This window comes from Staphylococcus arlettae (assembly GCF_002902345.1).
Classification (GTDB): Bacteria; Bacillota; Bacilli; order Staphylococcales; family Staphylococcaceae; genus Staphylococcus; species Staphylococcus arlettae.
The window spans coordinates 649519-672940 of sequence record NZ_PPQB01000005.1 but is presented as its reverse complement, the minus strand read 5'-3'; the positions used below and the strand labels follow the sequence as shown (position 1 = coordinate 672940).

Sequence of the window (23422 nt, the reverse complement as noted above, 5' to 3'; positions counted from 1 at the left end):
TTGTTTAGGTGCACAATAGGTTGATATTTTGCACTGTGAACAATGCAATCAATGTTAATGGGGACGCGTATATGAAATCAAATGATTGTTATTTGGTTTCTATAGCGTCCCCAGTTTTTTTATTTTGTCATTATAAATGAATAAAGTATAATTAATGAAATAGATTTGTAGAAAGGTGTTTCATATGTCTGAAAACGTAAAAGACCATTTTATTAATGGCATTACTTTAAATGTTCGAGATAAGGCTTTGATGAAATGGTTTTATGGAGAAGTTCTGGGCTTAAATATAGTAAATGAATCATATACTGAAGTACGTTATGAGATAGGCCAACACAATCATTTTATTATATTTAAACAACTTGCAGCAGGTAGAGAACCTTTGCAATCAGAAGCAGGTTTATTTCATTTAGCCATTGAACTGTCCTCATATAGTGAACTTGCGGATTTACTAGTACAGCTAAATCAATATCATATTCCAATGAATGGTGGAGAGCATAGATTTGCAACTTCCTTATATATAGAAGACCCTGAACATAACGGGTTAGAGTTTTATGTTGCAAATCAAAATATTAAGCCAATTAGTACCAATGAAAAAGAACATAACCATGGCATCCAGCCAATTGATGTTTCACAACTTATGACACATGTTTCACAGGAACAGTGGCAACATATACCAGATTTAGCTAAAATTGGCTATGTTAATATCAAAACTATAGGTATAAATGCTGTTAAGCAATATTATCAAGATTATTTTGGTATGAGCGCAATGATTAGAGAAACAGAAGACGCTTTATATTTTGAAAATAGTAATCAGCAACAACATTTAGTATTAAATAATTGGAATTCTCATATTAAACGTATGAACAATGAGCAAACATATGGTTTAGCGTGTATTGATATGCATAATCCTCAAACAACTCATAAGCAATTACAAGGTCCTGATGGGATATTGTACAGGTTTAATCAGCTAAAGGTAAAATGACAACATGAAAATGAGCTGTTGATACTGTGTTTCACTTTAGTGTTATTTAAGAATATCAGAATGAAAATATGGTCATGTAGTATAGATAGCAACTGTTAATTAGTTGGTTCACACTAGCTATGTAAAATGTGTTTTAGCAATACTTATCATTTTACAACATCTACATAAGTAGATTTTTGAAAAATAATTAATTGTGTTGTGACAACTCGAACTTTTTTTATACTAACGAGTAAGCTATAATGAAAGATGTTGTACAGCAAGGTGAAATAGGAGGAACGATCATGAAACGTCAGTATTATGTTGGATTATCGTTAACAGTTACTTTTTTAATAATTATTATTGATCAGTTAACGAAGTATATTATTGCCACTTCAATGAAGATAGGTGATTCAGTAGAAGTATTGCCAGGATTTTTAAATATTACTTCACATCGTAATGACGGAGCAGCTTGGGGCATTTTAAGTGGGAAAATGGGCTTTTTCTATGTTGTTACAGTTATTATTTTAGTTGTGTTGATAGTGTTCTATATACGAGAAGCCAAACATAATTTGTTTATGCAACTTGCACTAAGTTTATTATTTGCTGGCGCTTTAGGGAATTTTATTGATCGTGTGCTACATGGAGAAGTGGTAGATTTTATAGATACTTATATTTTAGGGTATGATTTTCCAATTTTTAACGTGGCCGATTCTAGTTTAACAATAGGAGTTATTTTGATTATTATAGCTCTATTAACAGATATAAATAAGGAATGATAGGAGTATTATTAATATGGATAGACATGAATTTGTTATAGATAGTCCAGCATCAGCCGGGCAACGTATAGATAAAGTATTACCTGAATTTAATGCTGATTGGTCACGCACACAAATGCAAGATTGGATTAAGGATGGGCTTATTAGTGTTAATGGTAAAGAGGTTAAATCAAATTATAAAGTGAAGATGAATGATACGATTGAAGTAACTGAAAAAGAAGTCGTAGAGGCAGACATACAACCAGAAAATTTAGACTTAGATATTTATTATGAAGATGATGATGTTGCGATAGTCTATAAACCTAAAGGTATGGTAGTGCATCCTTCAGCTGGTCATTATACAGGAACTCTAGTAAATGGGTTGATGTATCAGATGAAAAATTTATCAGGTATCAATGGCGAGGTTCGTCCTGGAATTGTTCACCGAATAGATAAAGATACATCGGGTTTATTAATGGTCGCTAAAAATGATATTGCTCATCGAGGCTTAGTAGACCAACTCGTAGATAAATCAGTCACACGTAAATATACAGCTTTAGTACATGGCAATATTCCACATGATTACGGTACTGTAGATGCACCAATTGGTCGTAATAAAAATGATCGTCAAGCAATGGATGTTGTAGACGACGGAAAAGAAGCGGTCACACATTTCAATGTCAAAAAGCATTTTAAAAATTATACTTTAGTAGAATGTCAATTGGAAACAGGACGTACACATCAAATACGTGTGCATATGAAATATATTGGTTTCCCACTTGTTGGCGACACTAAATACGGTCCTAGAAAAACGATGGATATTGGTGGACAAGCATTACACGCTGGAGTTATTGGTTTTGAGCATCCGATAACAAAAGAATACATTGAGCAAGAAGCACCATTGCCACAATATTTTAATGAAATTTTAACTGAATTAGAAGAAGTAGAATCTTAATTAACAGTAGTATCTACAGCGTGAAAATTAACTTGAATAAATAGAATTCTAATATAGTCGCTTGACTTAAAATAACTAGTGGGTTAAACTAATGACAGTTTAAAAAGAAAACATTCATCTTTAATTGAAAGTCCAGAGAGGCTTCGAAGATATGAAAATATAGTTGGAATAGAGCATAATATTCTATATATTACAGGAGTTATCATACTTTTGTAGTGGACTACGTGAAGAAAGAGCTACCGGCGGGTAAGCCGTCCAGCGTTCGCGTGTCAGACTGTATATCTAAACCTCATGTCTTCAATGAAGATGTGAGGTTTTTTTGTATCATTGAAGCGCTAGTTATTTTTGAAAACACGAGGAGGCGAGTATATAACATGGCAGAACGAGTTATTATGGATGAGGCTGCGATACAAAGAACAGTAACACGAATTGCACATGAAATATTAGAATACAATAAAGGCACAGATAATCTAATATTACTTGGAATTAAAACACGTGGTGCTTTTTTAGCAAACCGCATACAACAAAAAATTAACTCAATTGAAAATATACAAGTTCCCACTGGTACAATTGATATTACGCAATTTCGAGATGACTTAGAACAAGTTTCAACGACTATGACTGAAAAGTCATATGAAATTGACGTGGATATTACGAATAAAGTAGTAATTATCATTGATGATGTATTATACACAGGCCGAACTGTGAGAGCATCATTAGACGCAGTACTTAAACATGCTCGACCTAAAAAAATTGGTCTAGCAACCTTAGTTGATCGAGGACATCGTGAACTGCCAATAAGAGCAGATTTTGTTGGCAAGAATATACCTACTGCACGTCATGAAGATGTAGAAGTATTTGTAGATGAAATCGATGAGCAAAATGCAGTAATAATTAAATAGACCTTTTAATTCAGTACGAGAGACTGGAAAAGGAAGTGAGTCGCGATTAAGTAGCGGCTCACTTGATACAAACAAAATTTAGTATAGGTATAACTGTTGGCAGTTAAACGCTATTTAAATTACTTTGTATATCTTTGACGTCTCTTTACATGAATTCATGTAAAGAGTTTTTTTGAAGGGAAGCGAATTAAAAATGGAAAATGACATGATGTTTGAACGTACAGCTAAACCAGTGTTAGATGTACGAGATAGGCCAAAATTAGGAAAGTGGGCGTTTTTAAGTACACAGCACCTCTTTGCAATGTTTGGAGCAACAGTACTTGTCCCGTTCTTAACCGGATTGCCAATATCAGCAGCGTTAATTGCTTCAGGAGTTGGCACATTATTATATATCTTAATAACACAAGCAAAGATACCGGCTTATTTAGGATCTAGTTTTGCTTTTATTACTCCAATCATTTCGGGTTTAAAAGCACACAATTTAGGAGACATGTTAGTTGCTTTGTTCATGAGTGGGGTAATGTACGTCATTATAGGCCTATTTATCAAAATCAGTGGTACCAACTGGTTAATGAATTTGCTCCCACCTGTAGTAGTTGGTCCTGTAATTATGGTCATTGGATTAAGTTTAGCTCCTACAGCAGTAAATATGGCGATGTTTGAAAATTCGAATGCTATGGAGGGGTATAACTTAAATTATTTAATAGTAGCAATGATTACGCTTGTAGTTACCGTTGTGGTTCAAGGTTATTTCAAAGGCTTTTTATCACTCATTCCTGTCTTAATAGGAATTGTGACTGGTTATGTAGTAGCGGCATTTATGGGAATTGTTAATTTTGCGCCCATTGCGCAAGCAAAGTGGTTTGCGATTCCTGATATTTATTTACCATTCAAAGATTATACACCTACATTTCACTTAGGCTTAATCCTTATTATGATACCGATTGTCTTTGTCACTGTGAGTGAACATATTGGCCATCAAATGGTAATTAATAAAATTGTAGGTAAAAACTTCTTTAAAGATCCTGGCTTAGATAAATCAATTATCGGCGACGGTGTATCGACAATGTTTGCTAGTATTATTGGCGGGCCACCAAGTACAACATATGGTGAGAACATTGGAGTACTGGCAATAACAAAAATTTATAGCATTTATGTTATTGGTGGTGCAGCAGTTATTGCAATAGTACTAGGTTTTGTAGGTAAATTTACAGCAATTATTTCATCAATACCGACACCAGTTATGGGTGGTGTTTCCATACTCTTGTTTGGAATCATCGCATCAAGTGGCTTGAGAATGTTAGTAGAAAGTGAAATCGACTTTGCACAAAATCGTAATTTAGTTATCGCATCTGTGATACTAGTAATTGGCATTGGTAATTTAATGCTGGATTTAAAAAGTACAGGTATTAACTTGCAAATAGAAGGCATGGCATTAGCGGCATTAGCAGGCATTATACTCAACGTAATTTTACCTAAATCAACGAAGGCAGTTAAAGACTAGGAGGCTAATCATGAATCATCTATTATCTATGGAACATTTAACTACAGCTGAAATAAATACATTAATACAAAAGGCAATTGAATATAAAGAACAAGGAATTCAAACCACACAATTTGATAATAAATATGTTGCTAATTTATTTTTTGAAAACTCAACTAGAACAAAAAGTAGTTTTCTTGTGGCTGAGCAACAACTCGGTTTAAAATTAATAGATTTTGAAACATCAACTTCTTCGATTCAAAAGGGCGAGTCGTTATATGACACATGTAAAACACTTGAAAGCATTGGTGTGAACTTATTAATTATTCGACATTTCCAAAATGAATATTATGAAGAATTGAAAAATATTAACGTGCCAATTATCAATGCAGGCGATGGTAGTGGTCAGCATCCAACACAAAGTTTGCTAGATTTGATGACAATTTATGAAGAATATAGTTCTTTTGAAGGTATGAATGTTTTAATTTGTGGCGATATCAAAAATTCACGTGTCGCCAAAAGTAATTATTTTAGTTTGAAAGCTTTAGGAGCCAACGTAATGTTCTCCAGTCCTGAAGCATGGCGTGATGAAACATTAGATGCACCATATGTAGATATAGATGAAGTTATAGACCAAATCGACATTGTTATGCTGTTAAGAGTTCAGCATGAACGTCATGATAATGGTGATGTTAATACTTTTGAAACAAACAGTTATCATGAAGAATATGGTTTAACACAAGCAAGATATGATCAATTGCAAGCACATGCTATAGTAATGCACCCAGCACCGGTCAATAGAGGTGTAGAAATTGATAGTAACCTAGTAGAAGCATCAAAATCCAGAATATTTAGACAAATGGAAAATGGTATGTATTTAAGAATGGCTGTCATAGATTATATTTTACAAACGAAAGGGGAACAAACAAATGCAATTAATTAAAAACGCACAAATATTACGGGATGGTGAATTATCAGTAGCATCAATTTTGATAGAGGGAAAATATATTAAAGAAATTGGCACGGATATTAGTGTAGATTCAACAGTAGAAGTTATTGACGCACAAGGTCAGTTCATAGCACCGGGTTTAATTGATGTGCATGTTCATTTAAGAGAGCCAGGTGGTGAGCATAAGGAAACTATAGAAACAGGAACAAAAGCAGCTGCACGAGGTGGCTTTACAACAGTTTGCCCTATGCCGAATACACGACCAGTACCAGACTCTGTCGACAATATAGAGCGTTTAAATCAATTAATTGCAAATAACGCACAAGTGCGGGTGCTACCTTACGCAGCTATTACTGAACGTCAAGCTGGTAAAAAGCATGTTGATTTTGCTGCGTTAGCAGAGCACAATGCATTTGCTTTTACAGATGATGGTGTTGGAGTACAAGAAGCAAGTATGATGTATGAAGCTATGCAACAAGCTGCAAAAGTCAATAAACCAGTTGTAGCACATTGTGAGGATAACAGTCTAATTTATGGAGGGGCTATGCATGAAGGTAAACGTAGTGAAGCATTAGGAATACCAGGCATTCCCAATATTTGTGAAGCAGTTCAAATTGCTAGAGATGTATTACTAGCGGAAGCAGCTAATGCACATTATCATGTTTGTCACGTATCTACTAAAGAGAGTGTTCGTGCAATTAGAGATGCTAAACAAGCTGGTATTCATGTGACAGCAGAAGTAACACCGCATCATTTGTTGTTAACTGAAGACGACGTACCTGGTGACGACGCAATTTTCAAAATGAATCCTCCATTAAGAAGTCAAGAAGATCGAGCGGCATTACTCGAAGGCTTAGTAGATGGAACGATTGACTGTATTGCTACTGATCACGCACCACATGCTGCAGACGAAAAAGCACAACCTATGACTAAGGCACCATTCGGTATTGTAGGTAGTGAAACAGCATTCCCACTGTTATATACGCATTTTGTAAAAAATGGCAGTTGGACATTACAACAACTTGTAGATTATTTAACGATAAAACCGGCACAAACGTTTGATTTACCTTATGGTAAGTTGGAAGTAGGTAGCTTGGCAGATTTGACGATTATCAATTTAGATACTGAACGTGAAATTAAAGCTGAAGATTTCCATTCTAAGGCGTTTAATACACCATTCTTAGGTTACAAAGTATATGGTAATCCAGTACTAACAATGGTCGAAGGTGAAGTGAAATTTAAGGAGGAAATGTAATGTTAAAAACGCGTTATCTCGTATTAGAAGATGGATCATATTATGAAGGGTATCAATTAGGTTCAGATCAACTTACAATTGGAGAAATTGTATTTAATACAGCAATGACAGGCTATCAAGAAACTATTTCAGACCCGTCATATACTGGACAAATCATTACATTTACGTACCCGTTAATTGGTAATTATGGTATTAACAGAGATGATTTTGAATCATTAATTCCCACGCTTAATGGTGTAGTGGTGAAGGAAGCAAGTGCCAAACCAAGTAATTTTAGAATGAAAAAAACGTTGCATGAAGTGCTCGATGAATATGATATACCAGGTATTTCAGGTGTAGATACGCGCAGTATTACACGTAAAATTAGACAACATGGTGTTTTGAAAGCAGCTTTTACTGACAATAAAGAAGAAATTACTCAAATCGTAGATAAGTTAAAAACATATGTGTTACCACACAATGAAGTAGAAACTGTCTCTACAAAAACATCATATATTTCAACTGGATATAAATATAGTGTAGTATTAGTAGACTTTGGAAAAAAAGAAAATATCGTGCGTGAACTGAATGCCCGAGGTTGTAATGTGACGGTCGTACCACATAATACTACAGCTGATGAAATTATAAGAATGGAGCCAGATGGCGTAATGTTATCCAATGGTCCAGGTGACCCAGAAGCGGTCAAAGAAGCAGTAACAATGATTAAAGGTATCTTAGGACAAATTCCATTTTTCGGTATATGTTTAGGCCATCAACTATTTGCCCTTTCTCAAGGTGCACAATCATTTAAAATGAAATTTGGTCACCGTGGTGCAAACCACCCAGTTAAAGACTTGAAAACTAATAAAATAGCTTTAACTAGTCAAAACCATGGTTATGCGATAGATAAAGATTCGCTACAAAACACTGATTTAGAAGTAACGCATATAGCTATTAATGACGGAACAGTTGAAGGATTGAGACATAAATTTTTACCGGCTTTTTCTGTTCAATACCATCCAGAAGCATGCCCTGGTCCTTCTGATTCTAATTACTTATTTGATGAATTTATTGAGATGATGAACAACTTTAATACAAAGGAGTCAATTGCCAATGCCTAAACGTAATGATATAAAAACAATATTAGTAATCGGATCTGGACCTATAATAATTGGTCAAGCTGCAGAATTTGATTATGCTGGAACACAGGCTTGTTTAGCTTTAAAAGAAGAAGGCTACAAAGTCATTTTAGTAAACTCAAACCCTGCAACAATCATGACTGATAAAGAAATTGCTGACAAAGTCTATATTGAACCACTAACGCACGATTTTATTGCACGAATAATACGAAAAGAACAACCAGATGCATTATTACCAACACTTGGTGGTCAAACAGGCTTAAATATGGCAATACAATTACATAATAGTGGTGTACTCGCTACAAATAATGTGCAATTACTTGGTACAGAATTGGACTCTATTCAACAAGCAGAAGATAGAGAGTTATTCAGAACATTAATGAACGATTTGGATGTACCAGTACCAGAAAGTGACATTGTCAATACAGTTGAACAAGCATTCGAATTTAAAGAGCGTGTTGGATATCCATTAATAGTAAGACCTGCGTTCACTATGGGCGGTACTGGTGGCGGTATTTGTTACAACGATGAAGACTTACAAGAAATAGTCTCTAACGGCCTACATTACAGTCCAGCTACACAATGTTTGATTGAAAAATCTATCGCAGGATTTAAAGAAATCGAGTATGAAGTTATGCGTGACAAAAATGATAATGCAATTGTTGTGTGTAATATGGAAAACATTGACCCTGTAGGTATTCATACTGGAGATTCAGTTGTGGTAGCGCCGAGTCAAACATTATCAGATATCGAGTATCAAATGTTACGCGATGTATCCTTAAAAGTAATACGTGCATTAGGAATTGAAGGTGGATGTAATGTGCAGTTAGCTTTAGATCCACATTCTATGTCCTATTACATTATCGAGGTTAATCCTCGAGTGTCACGTTCGTCTGCACTTGCGTCTAAGGCAACTGGTTATCCAATAGCAAAATTAGCAGCTAAAATTGCTATTGGTTTAACACTTGATGAAATGTTAAACCCTATAACTGGAACTTCATATGCTGCATTCGAACCAGCGTTGGATTATGTTATTTCAAAAATCCCACGTTTCCCGTTCGATAAATTTGAAAAAGGTGAGCGTATATTAGGTACACAAATGAAGGCCACTGGTGAAGTTATGGCAATAGGTCGGACGTATGAAGAGTCATTACTAAAAGCTATACGTTCATTAGAATATGGTGTCCATCATTTAGGATTACCTAATGGCGAAACTTACGATTTAGAATATATTAAAAATCGTATTCAAGACCAAGATGATGAACGATTATTCTTTATTGGTGAAGCTATACGTCGAGGAACAACATTAGAAGAAATTCATGACATGACACAAATCGATTATTTCTTTTTAAATAAATTTCAACATATTATCGATATCGAGCACGATTTAAAAGCACATAAAGGTGATATCAATTATTTAAAATTTGCAAAAAATTACGGTTTCAGCGACCGTGTTATAGCACATCGTTTTGAAATGACTGAGCAAGAAGTATATGAATTGAGAAAAGCACATGGTATAACACCGGTGTACAAGATGGTTGATACTTGTGCAGCTGAGTTTGAGTCAGCAACGCCTTATTATTACGGAACTTATGAACAAGAAAATGAATCAGCAGTAACAGAAAAAGACAAAATCCTAGTACTTGGTTCAGGACCAATTCGTATCGGTCAAGGCGTTGAATTCGATTACGCAACGGTGCATGCAGTGTGGGCAATACAAGATGCAGGTTATGAAGCAATCATAGTTAATAATAACCCTGAGACAGTTTCTACAGACTTTTCAATTTCTGATAAGTTGTATTTCGAACCACTAACTGAAGAAGATGTTATGAGCATTATTGATTTAGAGCAACCTAAAGGCGTTGTTGTTCAATTTGGCGGACAAACAGCAATTAATCTTGCAGACAAATTAAGTAAACATGGTGTGCAAATATTAGGAACAACGTTAGGTGATTTAAATCGTGCTGAAGATAGAAAAGAGTTTGAGGCATTATTGCATACAATTGATGTACCGCAACCACAAGGGAAAACAGCAACATCACCAAAAGAGGCACTTGCAAATGCTCAAACAATTGGTTATCCCGTAGTAGTACGACCATCATATGTACTTGGTGGTAGAGCTATGGAAATTGTTTACAGTGATGAAGAACTAGAAAATTATATGAATCAAGCAGTTAAAGCTAGTCCTGATCATCCCGTGTTAGTAGACCGTTATTTAACAGGTAAAGAAATTGAAGTGGACGCCATTAGCGATGGCGAAACGGTAATTATTCCTGGAATTATGGAACACATTGAACGAGCGGGAGTACATTCTGGTGATTCTATTGCAGTTTATCCACCACAAACATTAACGCAAGCAGAGATTTATACATTGGAAGATTATACTATTAGATTAGCAAAAGGATTAAATATTGTAGGTCTCATCAACATCCAATTTGTAATTGCACATGACGGTGTTTATGTACTTGAAGTAAACCCACGTTCTAGTCGTACTGTACCGTTTTTAAGCAAAATTACAAATATCCAAATGGCACAACTCGCAATGAAAGCAATAATGGGTGAAAAATTAAAATCATTAGGCTACCAAGAAGGCATTCAAGCATATACCGAAGGCGTCTTTGTTAAAGCACCCGTATTCAGTTTCAATAAATTAAAAAATGTCGATGTTACATTAGGGCCTGAAATGAAATCTACTGGCGAAGTAATGGGTAAAGATCAAACTTTAGAAAAAGCATTATTTAAAGGTTTAACAGCAAGTGGAGTGGAAGTTAAAGATCATGGTACTGTACTAATGACTGTCAGTGATAAGGATAAAGAAGAAATTGTGTTGTTAGCACAACGTTTAAATGAAGTGGGTTATAAGATATTAGCTACAGAAGGTACAGCACAGAAATTAATGGAACATCATATTCCCGTTGAAATTGTAGGTAAAATTGGTGCTGAAGGTGATTTGTTAACGCGCATCCAAAATGGAGAAGTTCAAATTGTCATTAATACCATGACTAAAGGGAAAGAAGTGGAAAGAGATGGTTTCCAAATTAGAAGAACTACAGTTGAAAATGGTGTACCATGTCTCACATCTTTAGATACAGCAAGTGCACTTACAAATGTAATAGAAAGTATGACATTTACTATGAGCAACATGTAATTATCATGAATAAGAGGTGTAAAGACGTTGATGAAGAATCTACCAATTATAGCATTAGATTTCGATTCTGCTAGTGCAGTGCATGACTTTTTAGATCAATTTGATGAACCTTTATTTGTTAAAATAGGGATGGAACTATTTTATCAAACTGGGCCTCAATTAATAGACGAAATTAAAGCTAAAGGTCATAACATATTTTTAGATTTAAAACTACATGATATTCCTAATACTGTAGGTAAAGCCATGGAAGGATTAAGTAAGTTAAATGTTGATTTAGTAAATGTGCATGCTGCAGGTGGCATCATGATGATGAAGCAAGCAGTCCAAGGACTGCGTAAATACAACCAAGACATTAAAATTATAGCTGTAACCCAGTTAACATCAACTTCAGAAGCAATGCTACATGACGAACAAAAAATAAACACCACTATGGATGAAGCGGTACTAAATTATGCATCATTAGCACATACTGCGGGTTTAGATGGTGTAGTGTGTTCACCGCTTGAAACGACAATGTTAACCGAACAGTTTGGTCCAACATTTTTGAAAGTTACACCTGGTATAAGATTAAACAGTGCAACAACTGATGATCAACAGCGTATTACAACACCACAACAAGCAAAAGAATTGGGATCTACGCATATTGTAGTCGGTAGACCAATTACTCAAAGTGATTCGCCAGTTGAACAATACAATATTATTAAAGAAAGTTGGTTACAATAAATGACAAAAGCGATTGCACAATCATTATTAGATATAAAAGCGGTGAGTTTATCTCCTAATAATTTATTTACGTGGAGTTCTGGAATTAAATCACCTATTTACTGTGATAATCGAGTTACATTAGGATATCCGACTGTGAGAAAAGCAATTAGAGACGGTTTGACTGATTTAATAAAGCTTCATTTTCCAGAAGTACAAGTAGTATCAGGTACTGCTACTGCTGGTATTCCTCATGCTGCTTATATTTCAGAGCAATTAGACTTACCTATGAATTACGTTCGTTCTAAAAGTAAAAGTCACGGAAAACAAAATCAAATTGAAGGTGCAAATTGCCAACAGCAAAAAGTAGTTGTAGTTGAAGATCTTATTTCTACTGGAGGCTCCTCTATTACTGCAGTTAATGCATTGAAAGAAGCAGGTGCAGAAGTGTTAGGTGTTGTAGCTATATTTACTTACGGTTTAAAAAAAGCTGATGATCAATTCGCTGCAGAAAAGTTGCCATTTTATACACTGAGTGACTATAACGAATTGATTGAAGTTGCACAAGAAAATGGAGAAATTTCTGCTAATGATATACAGACTTTAGTTGATTGGAGAGACAACTTGTCATAAAATGATAGGTGGAGGGGATACTCTATGTCCAATAACCCAGATGAGATTTATCGAAAATTTTCGCATGTAAATAAATTTTTACAAAAAGATGAAGATTTTAGACACAATGTAAAACAAGAGAATAGTCATGAATGGCTGTCGAATTCAACAGACAAAGATATTTTTAAAAAAGCAAAGTCCGATATCAAGCAAAAAGGACATATTTAAAACCACATAAATAAGAGGTCGAGACAAAATAGTGTGCACATATCATTGTGAGTGGATACATTATTTTGAATCTCGACCCCTTTTTATATTTATCTAATATAAAGTTTAATTAATAAGTAACCGATTAATAAGACAAGAACAGCAATAGCTACAGGAATAATATAAAACATCATAAATTAAAACCTCCATAGGTATTTGTTATTAATTTTAACGGTTTCTATATAAATGTAAAGTTTTGGCTTTCTATAAACCCGACTATTAAATATATCATGAGTAAAATTCCAAAGCAATTTTGCAAGCTATTTATTGTAATGAAGCTTTAAAGCTAACGTGATGAGAGTTATGTCTTTTTGAGTGAAATATGCTACACTAATTTTATTTCTATGCAATTAAATAAAAGTGTTGAGGTAGTAACATCAATATAAGAAACTACTGGGGGTTAAAAGATCATATGAAAAAATTTATACAAGAACATTATAAAAACGTCTTATTTTGTTTAATTGGCTCATTTATCAATGCACTTGGTGTTAATTTGTTTATTATTGGTGCCAATATGGGGGACGGTGGTACGATAGGTATCGCGTTGGCATTAAAATATACATTAGGATTTTCTCCTGCAATAAGTTCATTAATTATTAATACCCTCGTTATTATAATTGGTTGGAAATTTTTAAGTAAATGGACTGCAGTATATACGTTTATTACAAACACTTCACTCTCGTTATTTTTAGATTTAACGAGTAGTTGGCACCTTGGACTGCATGATTTTATTATTAGTGCAGTATTTGGCGGTGTCTTTATTGGTATTGGTTCAGGTTTTATCATAGCTGCCAACAGTACTTCTGGTGGTACCTCAGTTGTAGCAAAAATGCTTAATAAATATTTTGACGTGAAAACATCACAGGGCATTTTTATTTTAGATGGTATTGTGGTATTATCATTTTTACTCGTATTACCAGTCAAAAATGTCTTGTTCACTGTAATAATGCTCTTTATTACAGAAAGAGCTACAGCATTTATTGTCGAAGGCTTTAATCCGAAAAAAGCAGTTACTGTTATTTCGTCAGAGAATGAGGAAATTAGTGATGCCATTAATTCCTTTACTGGAAGAGGGTCCACACTGCTTAATGGTAAAGGTGGTTACGGAAAAACTGAAACGAGTATGCTGTATGTCGTAGTACCTCAATCACAAGTTACTCGTGTAAAAAGGATGATAAGTGAGATTGATGATAATGCATTTTTAGTTATTCATGATGTTCGTGATGTCTTAGGTAATGGATTTATGAATGTGAAGTGATGGATCGTACAGCGCTTTATTCGATTTCTCAAAGTATATGTTTTATCATTAAGTTACTGAAGTAATGAAAGGGGAATTAGAATGAGCATACCCAAAGTCACAACATTTTTAATGTTTAACGGTAATGCTGAAGAAGCAATAAATCTCTACATGGATGCTTTTGAAGATGCTGAAATATTATCGATGGTCAAATATGACGAAGAGAGTGGGGAAATGGCTGGTGCAGTACAGCACGCTATTTTTAGAATTAAAGACCAAGTGTTAATGGCCATTGATAATATAAATGGAGTCGATATAGAAATAACACCAGCAATGTCTCTATATGTAACAGTTGATAATGCAATGGAGATGGAACGTTTATTTAGTAAATTAAAAAGTGGTGGTGCTATTTTAATGCCGAAAACGGAAATGCCACCAACTTTCAAAGAATTTACATGGATTGTTGACCGTTTTGGAGTCAATTTCCAACTTGCCTTACCAGAAGAAAATTAATAATAAAAATCCGAAGTTCTATGCAATGACAGAACTTCGGATTTTTGTTTATTCGTTTTTCATAGATTGAATGTGATTATAATCTGGTGTTACAAATAAAGTTTTTTGATTATCATAAGTGACAAAACCTGGTTTGGCACCTGAAGGCTTATGCACATGTCGAATTTCAGTGTAATCTACAGGTATTTGACTAGATAATCCAGCTTTAGAAAAATAACCTGCTAACATAGCCGCTTCTTTAATGGTATTTTCCGTAGGATTGTCAGCCAATATAACTACATGTGACCCAGGAATATCTTTAGTATGGAACCATAAGTGATGTTTTGCTGCTTTTTTATTCGTTAAATGGTCATTTTGCTTATTGTTTTTACCGACTAATATGGGCATACCATCTGTTGATGTGTAACTTTGTAAATGTATAGTGTGTTTCTTTTTTTGTTTTTTTTGTTTTCGTTGCTTCATAAATCCTTGTTCAGCAAGCTCATCTCTTATATCATCAATTTCATCAACTGAAATGTGCGTTAACTGTTGCTCTATACTTTCAAAGTAAGCAATGTTTTCTTGTGTTAATTCCATTTGATGTTGTAATTCATGTTCACGTGTTTTCAATTTATTGTATTGTTTATAATAATGTTGAGCATTAACTGATGGTGATTTTGTTGGATTTAATGGAATTGTCAATTCTTCGTTCGTATAATAATTCAATACTGTAACACTATCATCACCTTGTGCAATACGATAAATATTAGCAGTAATCAATTCACCAAACAGCTGTTGTTGTTCTTTGTCCTTAGTTCCTTCCAGTTCAGCTGCCAATTTGGATAATTTATTTTGATTTTTTTGCAATTGTTGATGAACAAATTTTACTAAATCATTCGCACGTTGTTTAACACGTTCGCGTTCGCCACGTGCATCATAGTAGCGATCTAATAGTTCATTTAATGAAGCATAAGTTGTTATATCATCATCGAATTGGTGCAGGCGCATAAAATAAAAATCCTCTTTGCCTGTTTCGTGATTTTTGTGGAATATAGGTACAGGTGTTTCATTTACTTCAGCCATAACTTCATCAAATGCCACTGGTAAAGTTTGTGTTGTCATAAATTGTTGCCTATTAACAATTTCATTTGCAATTAACGGACTAAAGCCTTCAAACGTATTGAGTAACTGCTTAGCAATTTTACCGCTATTAAAATCAATGTATTGTAAAGCATCCGTACCAGTCACGTTGAATGGATTAATTTTATTTTGTGTTGGCGGTGCATCATAAGTAAAACCAGGCATTACAGTACGATATTGATTTGTGTTAGGAGTAAGATGTTTAAAGCCATCGATGATTTTACGCTTATCATCAACTAAGATTAAGTTACTATGTTTACCCATAATTTCTAAAATAATTGTGCGGTATATAGTGTCACCAATTTCATCCTTGCTTTCGACATCAATTTCAATACGACGATCATTGTCGATTTGACGAATTGCTTGAATAAACCCACCCTCTAAATGCTTACGAAAGACACGTGCAAACATAGGTGGGTTAAATGGATTGTCATATTTTTTATCCGTAATTTGTAGACGAGAAAAATTTGGATGTATAGATAGTAATAGTTGGTGATTTTTGCGATTTTGACGAACTACCATAATAATTGTATCGTTTTCGGGTTGATTAATTTTATGAATTCTACCACGTGTTAAAAATTGTAGAGATTCAATCATTTTTCTAGTGAACAGGCCATCATATGCCATTTTTTTCAGCCACCTTACATTAAGTCATTCATTTAATTGTAACATGTAGAGAATCATGAGTCATAGTTAAAGTTTATATGAGTATGCTATACAACTGAAGTGTGGTTATGGTATTATATGTTAATAATATAGTATAGCTTAGAGAGGTTATAAGTCATGGATAATGAGAAAGGTTTGTTAATCGTTCTTTCTGGGCCATCCGGTGTTGGAAAAGGTACGGTAAGAAAAAAAATATTTGATGATCCAACTACTTCCTACAAATATTCTATTTCGATGACGACACGTGAAATGCGTGAAGGAGAAGTAGATGGTGTAGATTATTTCTTCAAAACTAAGGCTGAATTTGAAGAATTGATTAAACAAGATCAATTTATCGAATATGCAGAATATGTTGGAAATTATTATGGTACGCCAGTTCAATATGTTAAAGATACAATGGACCAAGGTCATGATGTTTTTCTAGAGATTGAAGTCGAAGGTGCGAAGCAAGTACGTAAAAAATTTCCAGATGCGTTATTTATTTTTCTGGCACCGCCGAGTTTAGACCATTTACGTGAACGTTTGGTTGGTCGAGGTACAGAATCGGATGAAAAAATCCAAAGCCGTGTGCTAGAAGCACGCAATGAAGTTGAAATGATGAATTTATACGATTATGTGGTAGTTAATGACGAAGTTGATTTAGCTAAACAACGTATACAATCTATTGTTGCTGCAGAGCATTTAAAAAGAGAACGTATTGAAGCAAAGTATAGAAAAATGATATTGGAGGCCAAAAAATAATGTTATATCCACCATTAAACCAATTAACTGACAAAATTACTTCTAAATATTTAGTAGCTACTACGGCTGCTAAACGTGCAAGAGAATTAGAAGATCACGAAGACACTGAATTATTAGAGAGATACCGTTCTAAAAAAGCTGTAGGCAGAGCTTTAGAAGAAATTGCTGGCGGTAAAGTATATCCTGATAAAGTTGAAAAATAACTTTTCTAAGCTATTGGAATATTGATAGATTGGCACACCCTGAAATTCAAGGTGTGTCTTTTTTATAACAATGTTTTTTTGTGTATAATGATTTTAATAGCACTTATAATAGTGACGATATTTCTGTTACTTAAGTAGCAATAGATAATTAAACAGAGACCGATGTTAAACATGGAGGTAAATGGAAAATGAAACGAATTTTATTAGCCGTTTCGGGTGGCATTGCAGCATATAAAGCCATTGATTTAACGAGTAAATTAACTCAAGCAGGATATGAAGTTAGGGTTATGCTCACTGAAAATGCACAAGAATTTGTAACACCATTAGCGTTTCAAGCAATTAGTAGAAATCCAGTCTATACCAATACTTTTAAAGAAGAAAATCCTGCTGAAATTCAACATGTCGCATTAGGTGATTGGGCAGATGCAATTGTCGTGGCACCAGCAACAGCAAATCTAATTGCTAAATTAAGTAATGGCATTGCAGATGATATGATAACGTCTACCTTATTAGCTACAGAAACACCTACATTTATTGCACCGGCTATGAATGTACACATGTATGAAAATAACAGAACGCAACATAATATGGCTGTTTTGAAATCAGATGGCTATCAATTTTTAGAACCTGGTGAAGGGTATTTAGCATGCGGTTATGTAGCAAAAGGGCGTATGGAAGAACCGCTTCAAATTTTAACGCGTTTAGAAACATTCTTTAACGAAGAGCCAGTAACAAATCACACACATAGTTCCTTTGCTGGCAAGCGTGCTTTAGTAACTGCAGGACCAACTATAGAAGAATTGGATCCAGTGCGTTATTTGTCAAACCATTCTTCAGGTAAAATTGGATATGCTTTATCAGAAGCATTGGCTGATAGAGGTGCCAAAGTAACATTAGTGTCGGGACCCACCCATTTAGCTCAGCCTGAACACGCAAATATTGAAGTGATACAAGTACAAAGCGCCGAAGAAATGTTCGAAGCGGTGAAGTCTAAATACAAACAGATAGACATTGTTTTTAAAGCAGCTGCAGTATCTGACTATACACCAGCAGAAGCGTTAACGCATAAATTAAAAAAGCAAGATGGCGAATTAGCTGTCACATTTAAACGTACACCGGATATTTTAAAATATTTAGGGGAACATAAAACACATCAATATTTAGTGGGCTTTGCTGCTGAAACTCAACATATTACAGAATATGCTCAACAGAAACTACAAAAGAAGAATGCCAATGTAATTATCGCTAACAACGTAGGTGATAAGTCAATTGGATTTAGCTCGGATGACAATGATTATACAATGCATTTTGCTAATCAAGAGGTTATAGCATTAGGTAAAGATACTAAAATTAGTTTAGCAGCGAAAATTTTAGACGCATTAGAAACTAGGTGGCAATAAAATGATAGCAAAAGTAATCGTCGACATACCATCGAAAAGTGTAGATTTCACCTTTGATTACATTATTCCTCAACGATTACAATTTATGATAGCAGTTGGAATGAGAGTTATAGTGCCATTTGGCCCACGTACGGTACAAGGTTATGTAATGCAAATATCTGAAGAACCAGATTCATCCATTGAGCTTTCAAAGTTAAAAGAAATCAAAGAAATACAAGATATTAAACCTGAACTGACTACTGAATTAATAGACTTAAGTGCATGGTTTAGTAAATATTTTGTGACCAAACGCATTTCTATTTTAGAAATCATGCTACCAAGTGCGCTCAAAGCTAAATATACGAAAGTTTTTACTATACAAGATACTGAGCAAGTTCCGAGTCACTTACTAGCAAAATTTGATTCACAGGGACAATATGCATACAAAGAAGCACAAAAAAATAACGACTTAGAGTCGCTATCTCAATTGTTATCAATAGGTGTCGTTGCGGAACAAACGATATTATCGCAAAATACTAAAAAGAAAAAACAACGTGCAGTCAAAGTTGTGCCAGAAGTGGACCATGAAGCGGTATTAAATGATCTAGCAAGTACTAAAAAATTACAAAAACAACATGACTTATATGCCTACTTACTCGAAGAACAACATCATACAGTATTATTAACAGAGCTAGAATCAATGGCATTTTCTAAATCAAGTATTGATGGTCTTGTGAATAAAGGTTGGATAGAAAAGTATGATACTGTAATTTCTCGTGATCCATTTGAAGCTAGAGTCTTTGAAAAAGAAGACAATCAACAACTAACTGCAGATCAGCAACAAGCATATAATAGTATATTAGAAACGATAAAAGCCGAAAAACAACAAACATATTTATTACATGGGGTTACAGGTTCAGGTAAAACGGAAATTTATTTACAAACTATCGAAGAAGTATTAAATAAAGGGCAACAAGCCATGATGTTAGTACCAGAAATTGCATTAACTCCACAAATGGTATTGCGATTTAAACGGCGTTTTGGTGATGATGTTGCGGTACTTCACTCAGGCTTATCTAAAGGCGAACGCTATGACGAATGGCAAAAAATTCGTGATGGTCAAGCGAGTGTTAGCGTAGGTGCACGTTCCAGTGTATTCGCCCCTTTTAAAAATTTAGGGATGATTATTATTGATGAGGAACATGAATCTTCATATAAACAAGAAGACTATCCTCGTTATCATGCTAAAGACATTGCAGAATGGCGTAGCCAATACCATCAGTGTCCATTAGTTTTAGGAAGTGCTACACCAAGTTTAGAATCATATGCACGTGCTGAAAAGGGTGTTTATCAATTATTATCTTTACCGAATAGGGTAAATAATCAAGCGTTACCAGAAATAGATATTGTTGATATGCGTAAAGAATTAAGTGAGGGCAATCGTTCGATGTTTTCAGAGAATTTACGTAGCGCTATTCAACAACGGTTAGATAATAAAGAACAAATCGTCCTTTTTCTAAATCGTCGTGGTTATGCTTCATTTATGTTATGTCGTGACTGTGGTCATGTACCACAATGCCCAAATTGTGATATTTCGTTGACGTACCATAAATCATCAGACTTACTAAAGTGTCACTATTGTGGCCATCAAGAACAACCGACAAATCAATGTCCAAATTGCGAAAGCGAGCATATACGTCAAGTTGGTACCGGAACACAGCGTGTAGAAGAATTGCTACAACAAGTATTTTCAGAAGCACAAATTATAAGGATGGATGTAGATACTACGTCGAGAAAAGGTGCTCATGAAAAATTGTTAAATGATTTTGGTGCAGGCAAAGGTGATATTTTACTAGGCACACAGATGATAGCTAAAGGGTTAGATTTTCCTAATATTACTTTAGTAGGTGTCTTAAATGCGGATACGATGCTCAACTTACCAGACTTTAGATCAAGTGAACGCACTTATCAATTGTTAACTCAAGTCTCAGGTAGAGCTGGAAGACATGAAAAAGAAGGCCAAGTAATTATACAAACATATAATCCTGAACATTATGCTATAAAAGATGTGCAAGCGAATGATTTCACTGCATTTTATTATAAAGAGATGAATTATCGAAAATTAGGTAAATATCCACCATATTTCTTTTTGATTAATTTTACGATAGCACATCAAAATATGAAAAAAGTTATGGAAGCATCTAAACATATTCATCAAATATTATTACAACACATTTCTGATAAAGCTTTTGTTTTAGGTCCGTCACCAGCTGCTTTGTCACGTATAAACAACGAATATCGCTTTCAAATACTGGTAAAATATAAAAATGAACCAGCATTACATGAAGCTTTACAATATTTAGATGATTATTATCATGAACAATATATAAAAGACAAATTATCGTTAAAAATAGATATCAATCCACAAATGATGATGTAAAATAGGTTGATAAATGGCTTTATTCCAATATTTTCAAGAGTTTGATTACCTTATTAAATAATAAAAAGGGCAGATAGTTTAACTTGAACTATTCACTAAGCTAGAGAAAAGATACCTGAAAGATTTAAACAGTTCATATACAGAACAGAGATAAACCCTTCGCATTAATTTGCGAAGGGTTTATTTATTTCAATTTATATGTTGTAGTGATTTATGCCTATTTTTGCGAGAAAAGCACGAGCCGAAGACTACGCAGGCTGAGGCAGTGCCCACGGAAAGCATGCACAAAAACTGCCAACAAAGTCTAAGTCCAATTTCACATTGACTTAATGTAATAAATAATTATTAGGAAATAATTCAGAGATAAACATCATTTTAGTTGATCTCAATTGTCATTTGATGTATTCAACATAATAGACAACTTTACTACTTAATATAAATACCAATATTTTCCTATCATAAATGGCAGCTTTTTGAGCTGACTCCTGCGGGAAAAGCACGAGCCGAAGACTAAATAGGCTGAGGCAGTGCCCGCGGAAAGCATGCACAAAAACTGCCAACAAAGACGGTAACTTTGTCGACAGTCTGGTATAGAATGATGTCTCTATAGATGGAAGAATATTTAATCATTGATGTTAAATTATTGTTTTTACTAACAATAATTAATATTTTACCTTTCAATTATACTGTCTATACAAACATATAAATGAATTATAGAATTTACTATGTGGAGTGACTTCCGCTTCACATTAATATTAACTTAAATCTATGATGACCGAGATATATTTACAACTACTAAGCAAAGAGGCTAGGACAATGTTGATTCGTCCTAGTCTCTTTTCATATTGACAATACTGGTTGCATTGAAAATGCGCTTCAAATCAAGTTTTTTTCAACGTTAAGTTAAAAAATAATTATACAATATAATGACCGACATATTTACTTTTTACAAGTTAGAATGCTATATTATTTATAATTCACAAACGTATACAGTAATAAATGGTAAGCGTTGGAAACAAAATAATAGGTAAGCCCACTTTTCAAACTCAGAACACTTTCATAAATAAAAATACCTTCATCTATAACATTAAGTAAGGAGAAATTAACATGCCATATAATAAATATAATCAACAAATTGGTTTCGCATTGCCAGACTTTGAAATGCCTAAAAAACCTACTGCACAAGTATTAGAAGGTAATTATAGCCGCTTAGAAAAAATTGATAATACACATATTGATGATTTATTTAAAAATTTAGGAAATGAAAAAGACAATAATAATTGGACATACTTACCAAGAGAGCCAATCACTGATTATAATCAGTTTAAACAATTTATTCAAAATCAAATTGACTCAACAGATCCTTACTTTTTCGCAATAGTTGATAAAGAAACAAATGAGGCATTAGGTGAATTAGCGTTATTAAGAATTAATGTACAGGATGGATCGATAGAAGTAGGTCATATACAATATTCAACAAAGTTACAGCGCACACGTATCGCCACGGAAGTTCATTTTTTATTAGCTCAATATATTTTTGAAACTTTAGGATTTCGACGTTACGAATGGAAATGTGATGCTTTAAATAAAGCTTCATTTCGTAGTGCCCAACGTTTAGGTTTTACCTTCGAAGGTATTTTTAGGCAACATAAGATTTATAAAAATAGAAATCGTGATACAGCTTGGTTTTCAATGTTAGATGCGGAATGGCCTGAAATCAAAAGTGAATTTCAGCGTTGGCTCATACCAAATAACTTTACTTCAACTGGTGAACAACGGACGAAACTTACAATGAAGGAATAAAAATAGATTGTGAAAGTTGTAGTAACTTGTGATAAATCGAGAGTTACTACTATTATGGCATGTATAAGTAGATAAAATTTAAATTATTTAAGAGACGTGAGGACGAACTATTACTTATGACGAAGTAAAGTGACCTTACGTCTTTTTGTTATTATATTAATTGCTCACTCTAGAAGTGTAATTAACTACAAAGCATTATGTCACTGAGCAGCTC

20 protein-coding genes are annotated in these 23422 nt (G+C 34.1%); 19 read left to right on the top strand and 1 reads right to left on the bottom strand.

All coding sequences use genetic code 11. The annotated features are described in order from the left end of the window. Nucleotides 1-184: 184 nt before the first annotated feature. The 14 genes from CD036_RS03330 (at nt 185) to CD036_RS03265 (ending at nt 14857) form a co-directional block, all read left to right on the top strand. Complete coding sequence (locus CD036_RS03330) at nt 185-982, top strand: VOC family protein (protein WP_021458922.1); 798 nt, start codon at nt 185-187, stop codon at nt 980-982. A 281-nt stretch (nt 983-1263) separates the two neighbouring features. Beyond that, the gene (lspA, locus tag CD036_RS03325; RefSeq protein ID WP_002510922.1) at nt 1264-1737 is read left to right on the top strand and encodes a signal peptidase II; all 474 of its coding nucleotides are present in this window, start codon (nt 1264-1266) and stop codon (nt 1735-1737) included. Between the two features lie 16 nt (nt 1738-1753). Next, nucleotides 1754-2671 (top strand): RluA family pseudouridine synthase, encoded by a 918-nt coding sequence (locus tag CD036_RS03320; RefSeq protein ID WP_021458920.1) that lies wholly within the window; start codon nt 1754-1756, stop codon nt 2669-2671. Nucleotides 2672-3045: 374 nt separating this feature from the next. Then, nucleotides 3046-3573 (top strand): bifunctional pyr operon transcriptional regulator/uracil phosphoribosyltransferase PyrR, encoded by a 528-nt coding sequence (gene pyrR, locus CD036_RS03315; RefSeq protein WP_002510924.1) that lies wholly within the window; start codon nt 3046-3048, stop codon nt 3571-3573. Nucleotides 3574-3766: 193 nt separating this feature from the next. Then, nucleotides 3767-5077 carry a uracil-xanthine permease family protein gene (locus CD036_RS03310; protein ID WP_002510925.1) on the top strand — a complete coding sequence of 437 codons (1311 nt, stop codon included), beginning with the start codon at nt 3767-3769 and terminating at the stop codon, nt 5075-5077. A 10-nt stretch (nt 5078-5087) separates the two neighbouring features. Next, a complete protein-coding gene (locus tag CD036_RS03305) occupies nt 5088-5999 on the top strand; it encodes an aspartate carbamoyltransferase catalytic subunit (RefSeq protein WP_002510926.1) in 912 nt (303 codons plus the stop codon). Further along, the gene (pyrC, locus tag CD036_RS03300) at nt 5986-7260 is read left to right on the top strand and encodes a dihydroorotase (RefSeq protein WP_002510927.1); all 1275 of its coding nucleotides are present in this window, start codon (nt 5986-5988) and stop codon (nt 7258-7260) included. Before CD036_RS03305 ends, pyrC begins: the two co-directional genes overlap by 14 nt. Then, complete coding sequence (locus CD036_RS03295; protein ID WP_002510928.1) at nt 7260-8360, top strand: carbamoyl phosphate synthase small subunit; 1101 nt, start codon at nt 7260-7262, stop codon at nt 8358-8360. The genes pyrC and CD036_RS03295 overlap by 1 nt, the downstream gene beginning before the upstream one ends. Then, entirely contained in the window at nt 8353-11526 is a 3174-nt protein-coding gene (gene carB / locus CD036_RS03290; RefSeq protein ID WP_002510929.1) for a carbamoyl-phosphate synthase large subunit, read from the top strand. Before CD036_RS03295 ends, carB begins: the two co-directional genes overlap by 8 nt. 30 nt (nt 11527-11556) lie before the next feature. Continuing rightward, a complete protein-coding gene (gene pyrF / locus CD036_RS03285; RefSeq protein ID WP_021458918.1) occupies nt 11557-12249 on the top strand; it encodes an orotidine-5'-phosphate decarboxylase in 693 nt (230 codons plus the stop codon). Then, nucleotides 12250-12861: an orotate phosphoribosyltransferase gene (gene pyrE / locus CD036_RS03280; RefSeq protein WP_103387964.1), complete on the top strand. Its 612-nt coding sequence runs from the start codon at nt 12250-12252 to the stop codon at nt 12859-12861. Between the two features lie 24 nt (nt 12862-12885). Continuing rightward, nucleotides 12886-13068: a hypothetical protein gene (locus CD036_RS03275; protein ID WP_002510932.1), complete on the top strand. Its 183-nt coding sequence runs from the start codon at nt 12886-12888 to the stop codon at nt 13066-13068. Between the two features lie 451 nt (nt 13069-13519). Beyond that, the gene (locus CD036_RS03270) at nt 13520-14365 is read left to right on the top strand and encodes a YitT family protein (RefSeq protein WP_103387963.1); all 846 of its coding nucleotides are present in this window, start codon (nt 13520-13522) and stop codon (nt 14363-14365) included. A gap of 81 nt (nt 14366-14446) precedes the next feature. Beyond that, nucleotides 14447-14857, top strand: coding sequence for a VOC family protein (locus CD036_RS03265; protein WP_002510934.1), 411 nt, complete (start codon nt 14447-14449; stop codon nt 14855-14857). Between the two features lie 48 nt (nt 14858-14905). Here the strand turns inward: CD036_RS03265 and CD036_RS03260 are convergent, their stop codons facing one another. Beyond that, complete coding sequence (locus CD036_RS03260; RefSeq protein WP_021458916.1) at nt 14906-16603, bottom strand: Rqc2 family fibronectin-binding protein; 1698 nt, start codon at nt 16601-16603, stop codon at nt 14906-14908. Nucleotides 16604-16759: 156 nt separating this feature from the next. Here CD036_RS03260 and gmk point away from each other — a divergent pair, with 156 nt between their 5' ends. The 5 genes from gmk to CD036_RS03235 all read left to right on the top strand — a co-directional run bounded on the left by gmk (nt 16760) and on the right by CD036_RS03235 (nt 23208). Continuing rightward, a complete protein-coding gene (gmk, locus tag CD036_RS03255; protein ID WP_002510936.1) occupies nt 16760-17383 on the top strand; it encodes a guanylate kinase in 624 nt (207 codons plus the stop codon). Next, the gene (gene rpoZ / locus CD036_RS03250; RefSeq protein WP_021458915.1) at nt 17383-17586 is read left to right on the top strand and encodes a DNA-directed RNA polymerase subunit omega; all 204 of its coding nucleotides are present in this window, start codon (nt 17383-17385) and stop codon (nt 17584-17586) included. The genes gmk and rpoZ overlap by 1 nt, the downstream gene beginning before the upstream one ends. Nucleotides 17587-17774: 188 nt before the next feature. After that, nucleotides 17775-18986, top strand: a complete 1212-nt coding sequence (gene coaBC / locus CD036_RS03245) for a bifunctional phosphopantothenoylcysteine decarboxylase/phosphopantothenate--cysteine ligase CoaBC (RefSeq protein ID WP_021458914.1) — start codon at nt 17775-17777, stop codon at nt 18984-18986. Nucleotide 18987: 1 nt separating this feature from the next. Beyond that, entirely contained in the window at nt 18988-21405 is a 2418-nt protein-coding gene (priA, locus tag CD036_RS03240; protein WP_021458913.1) for a primosomal protein N', read from the top strand. Nucleotides 21406-22512: 1107 nt separating this feature from the next. Beyond that, nucleotides 22513-23208, top strand: a complete 696-nt coding sequence (locus CD036_RS03235; RefSeq protein WP_021458912.1) for a GNAT family N-acetyltransferase — start codon at nt 22513-22515, stop codon at nt 23206-23208. Nucleotides 23209-23422: the final 214 nt, after the last annotated feature.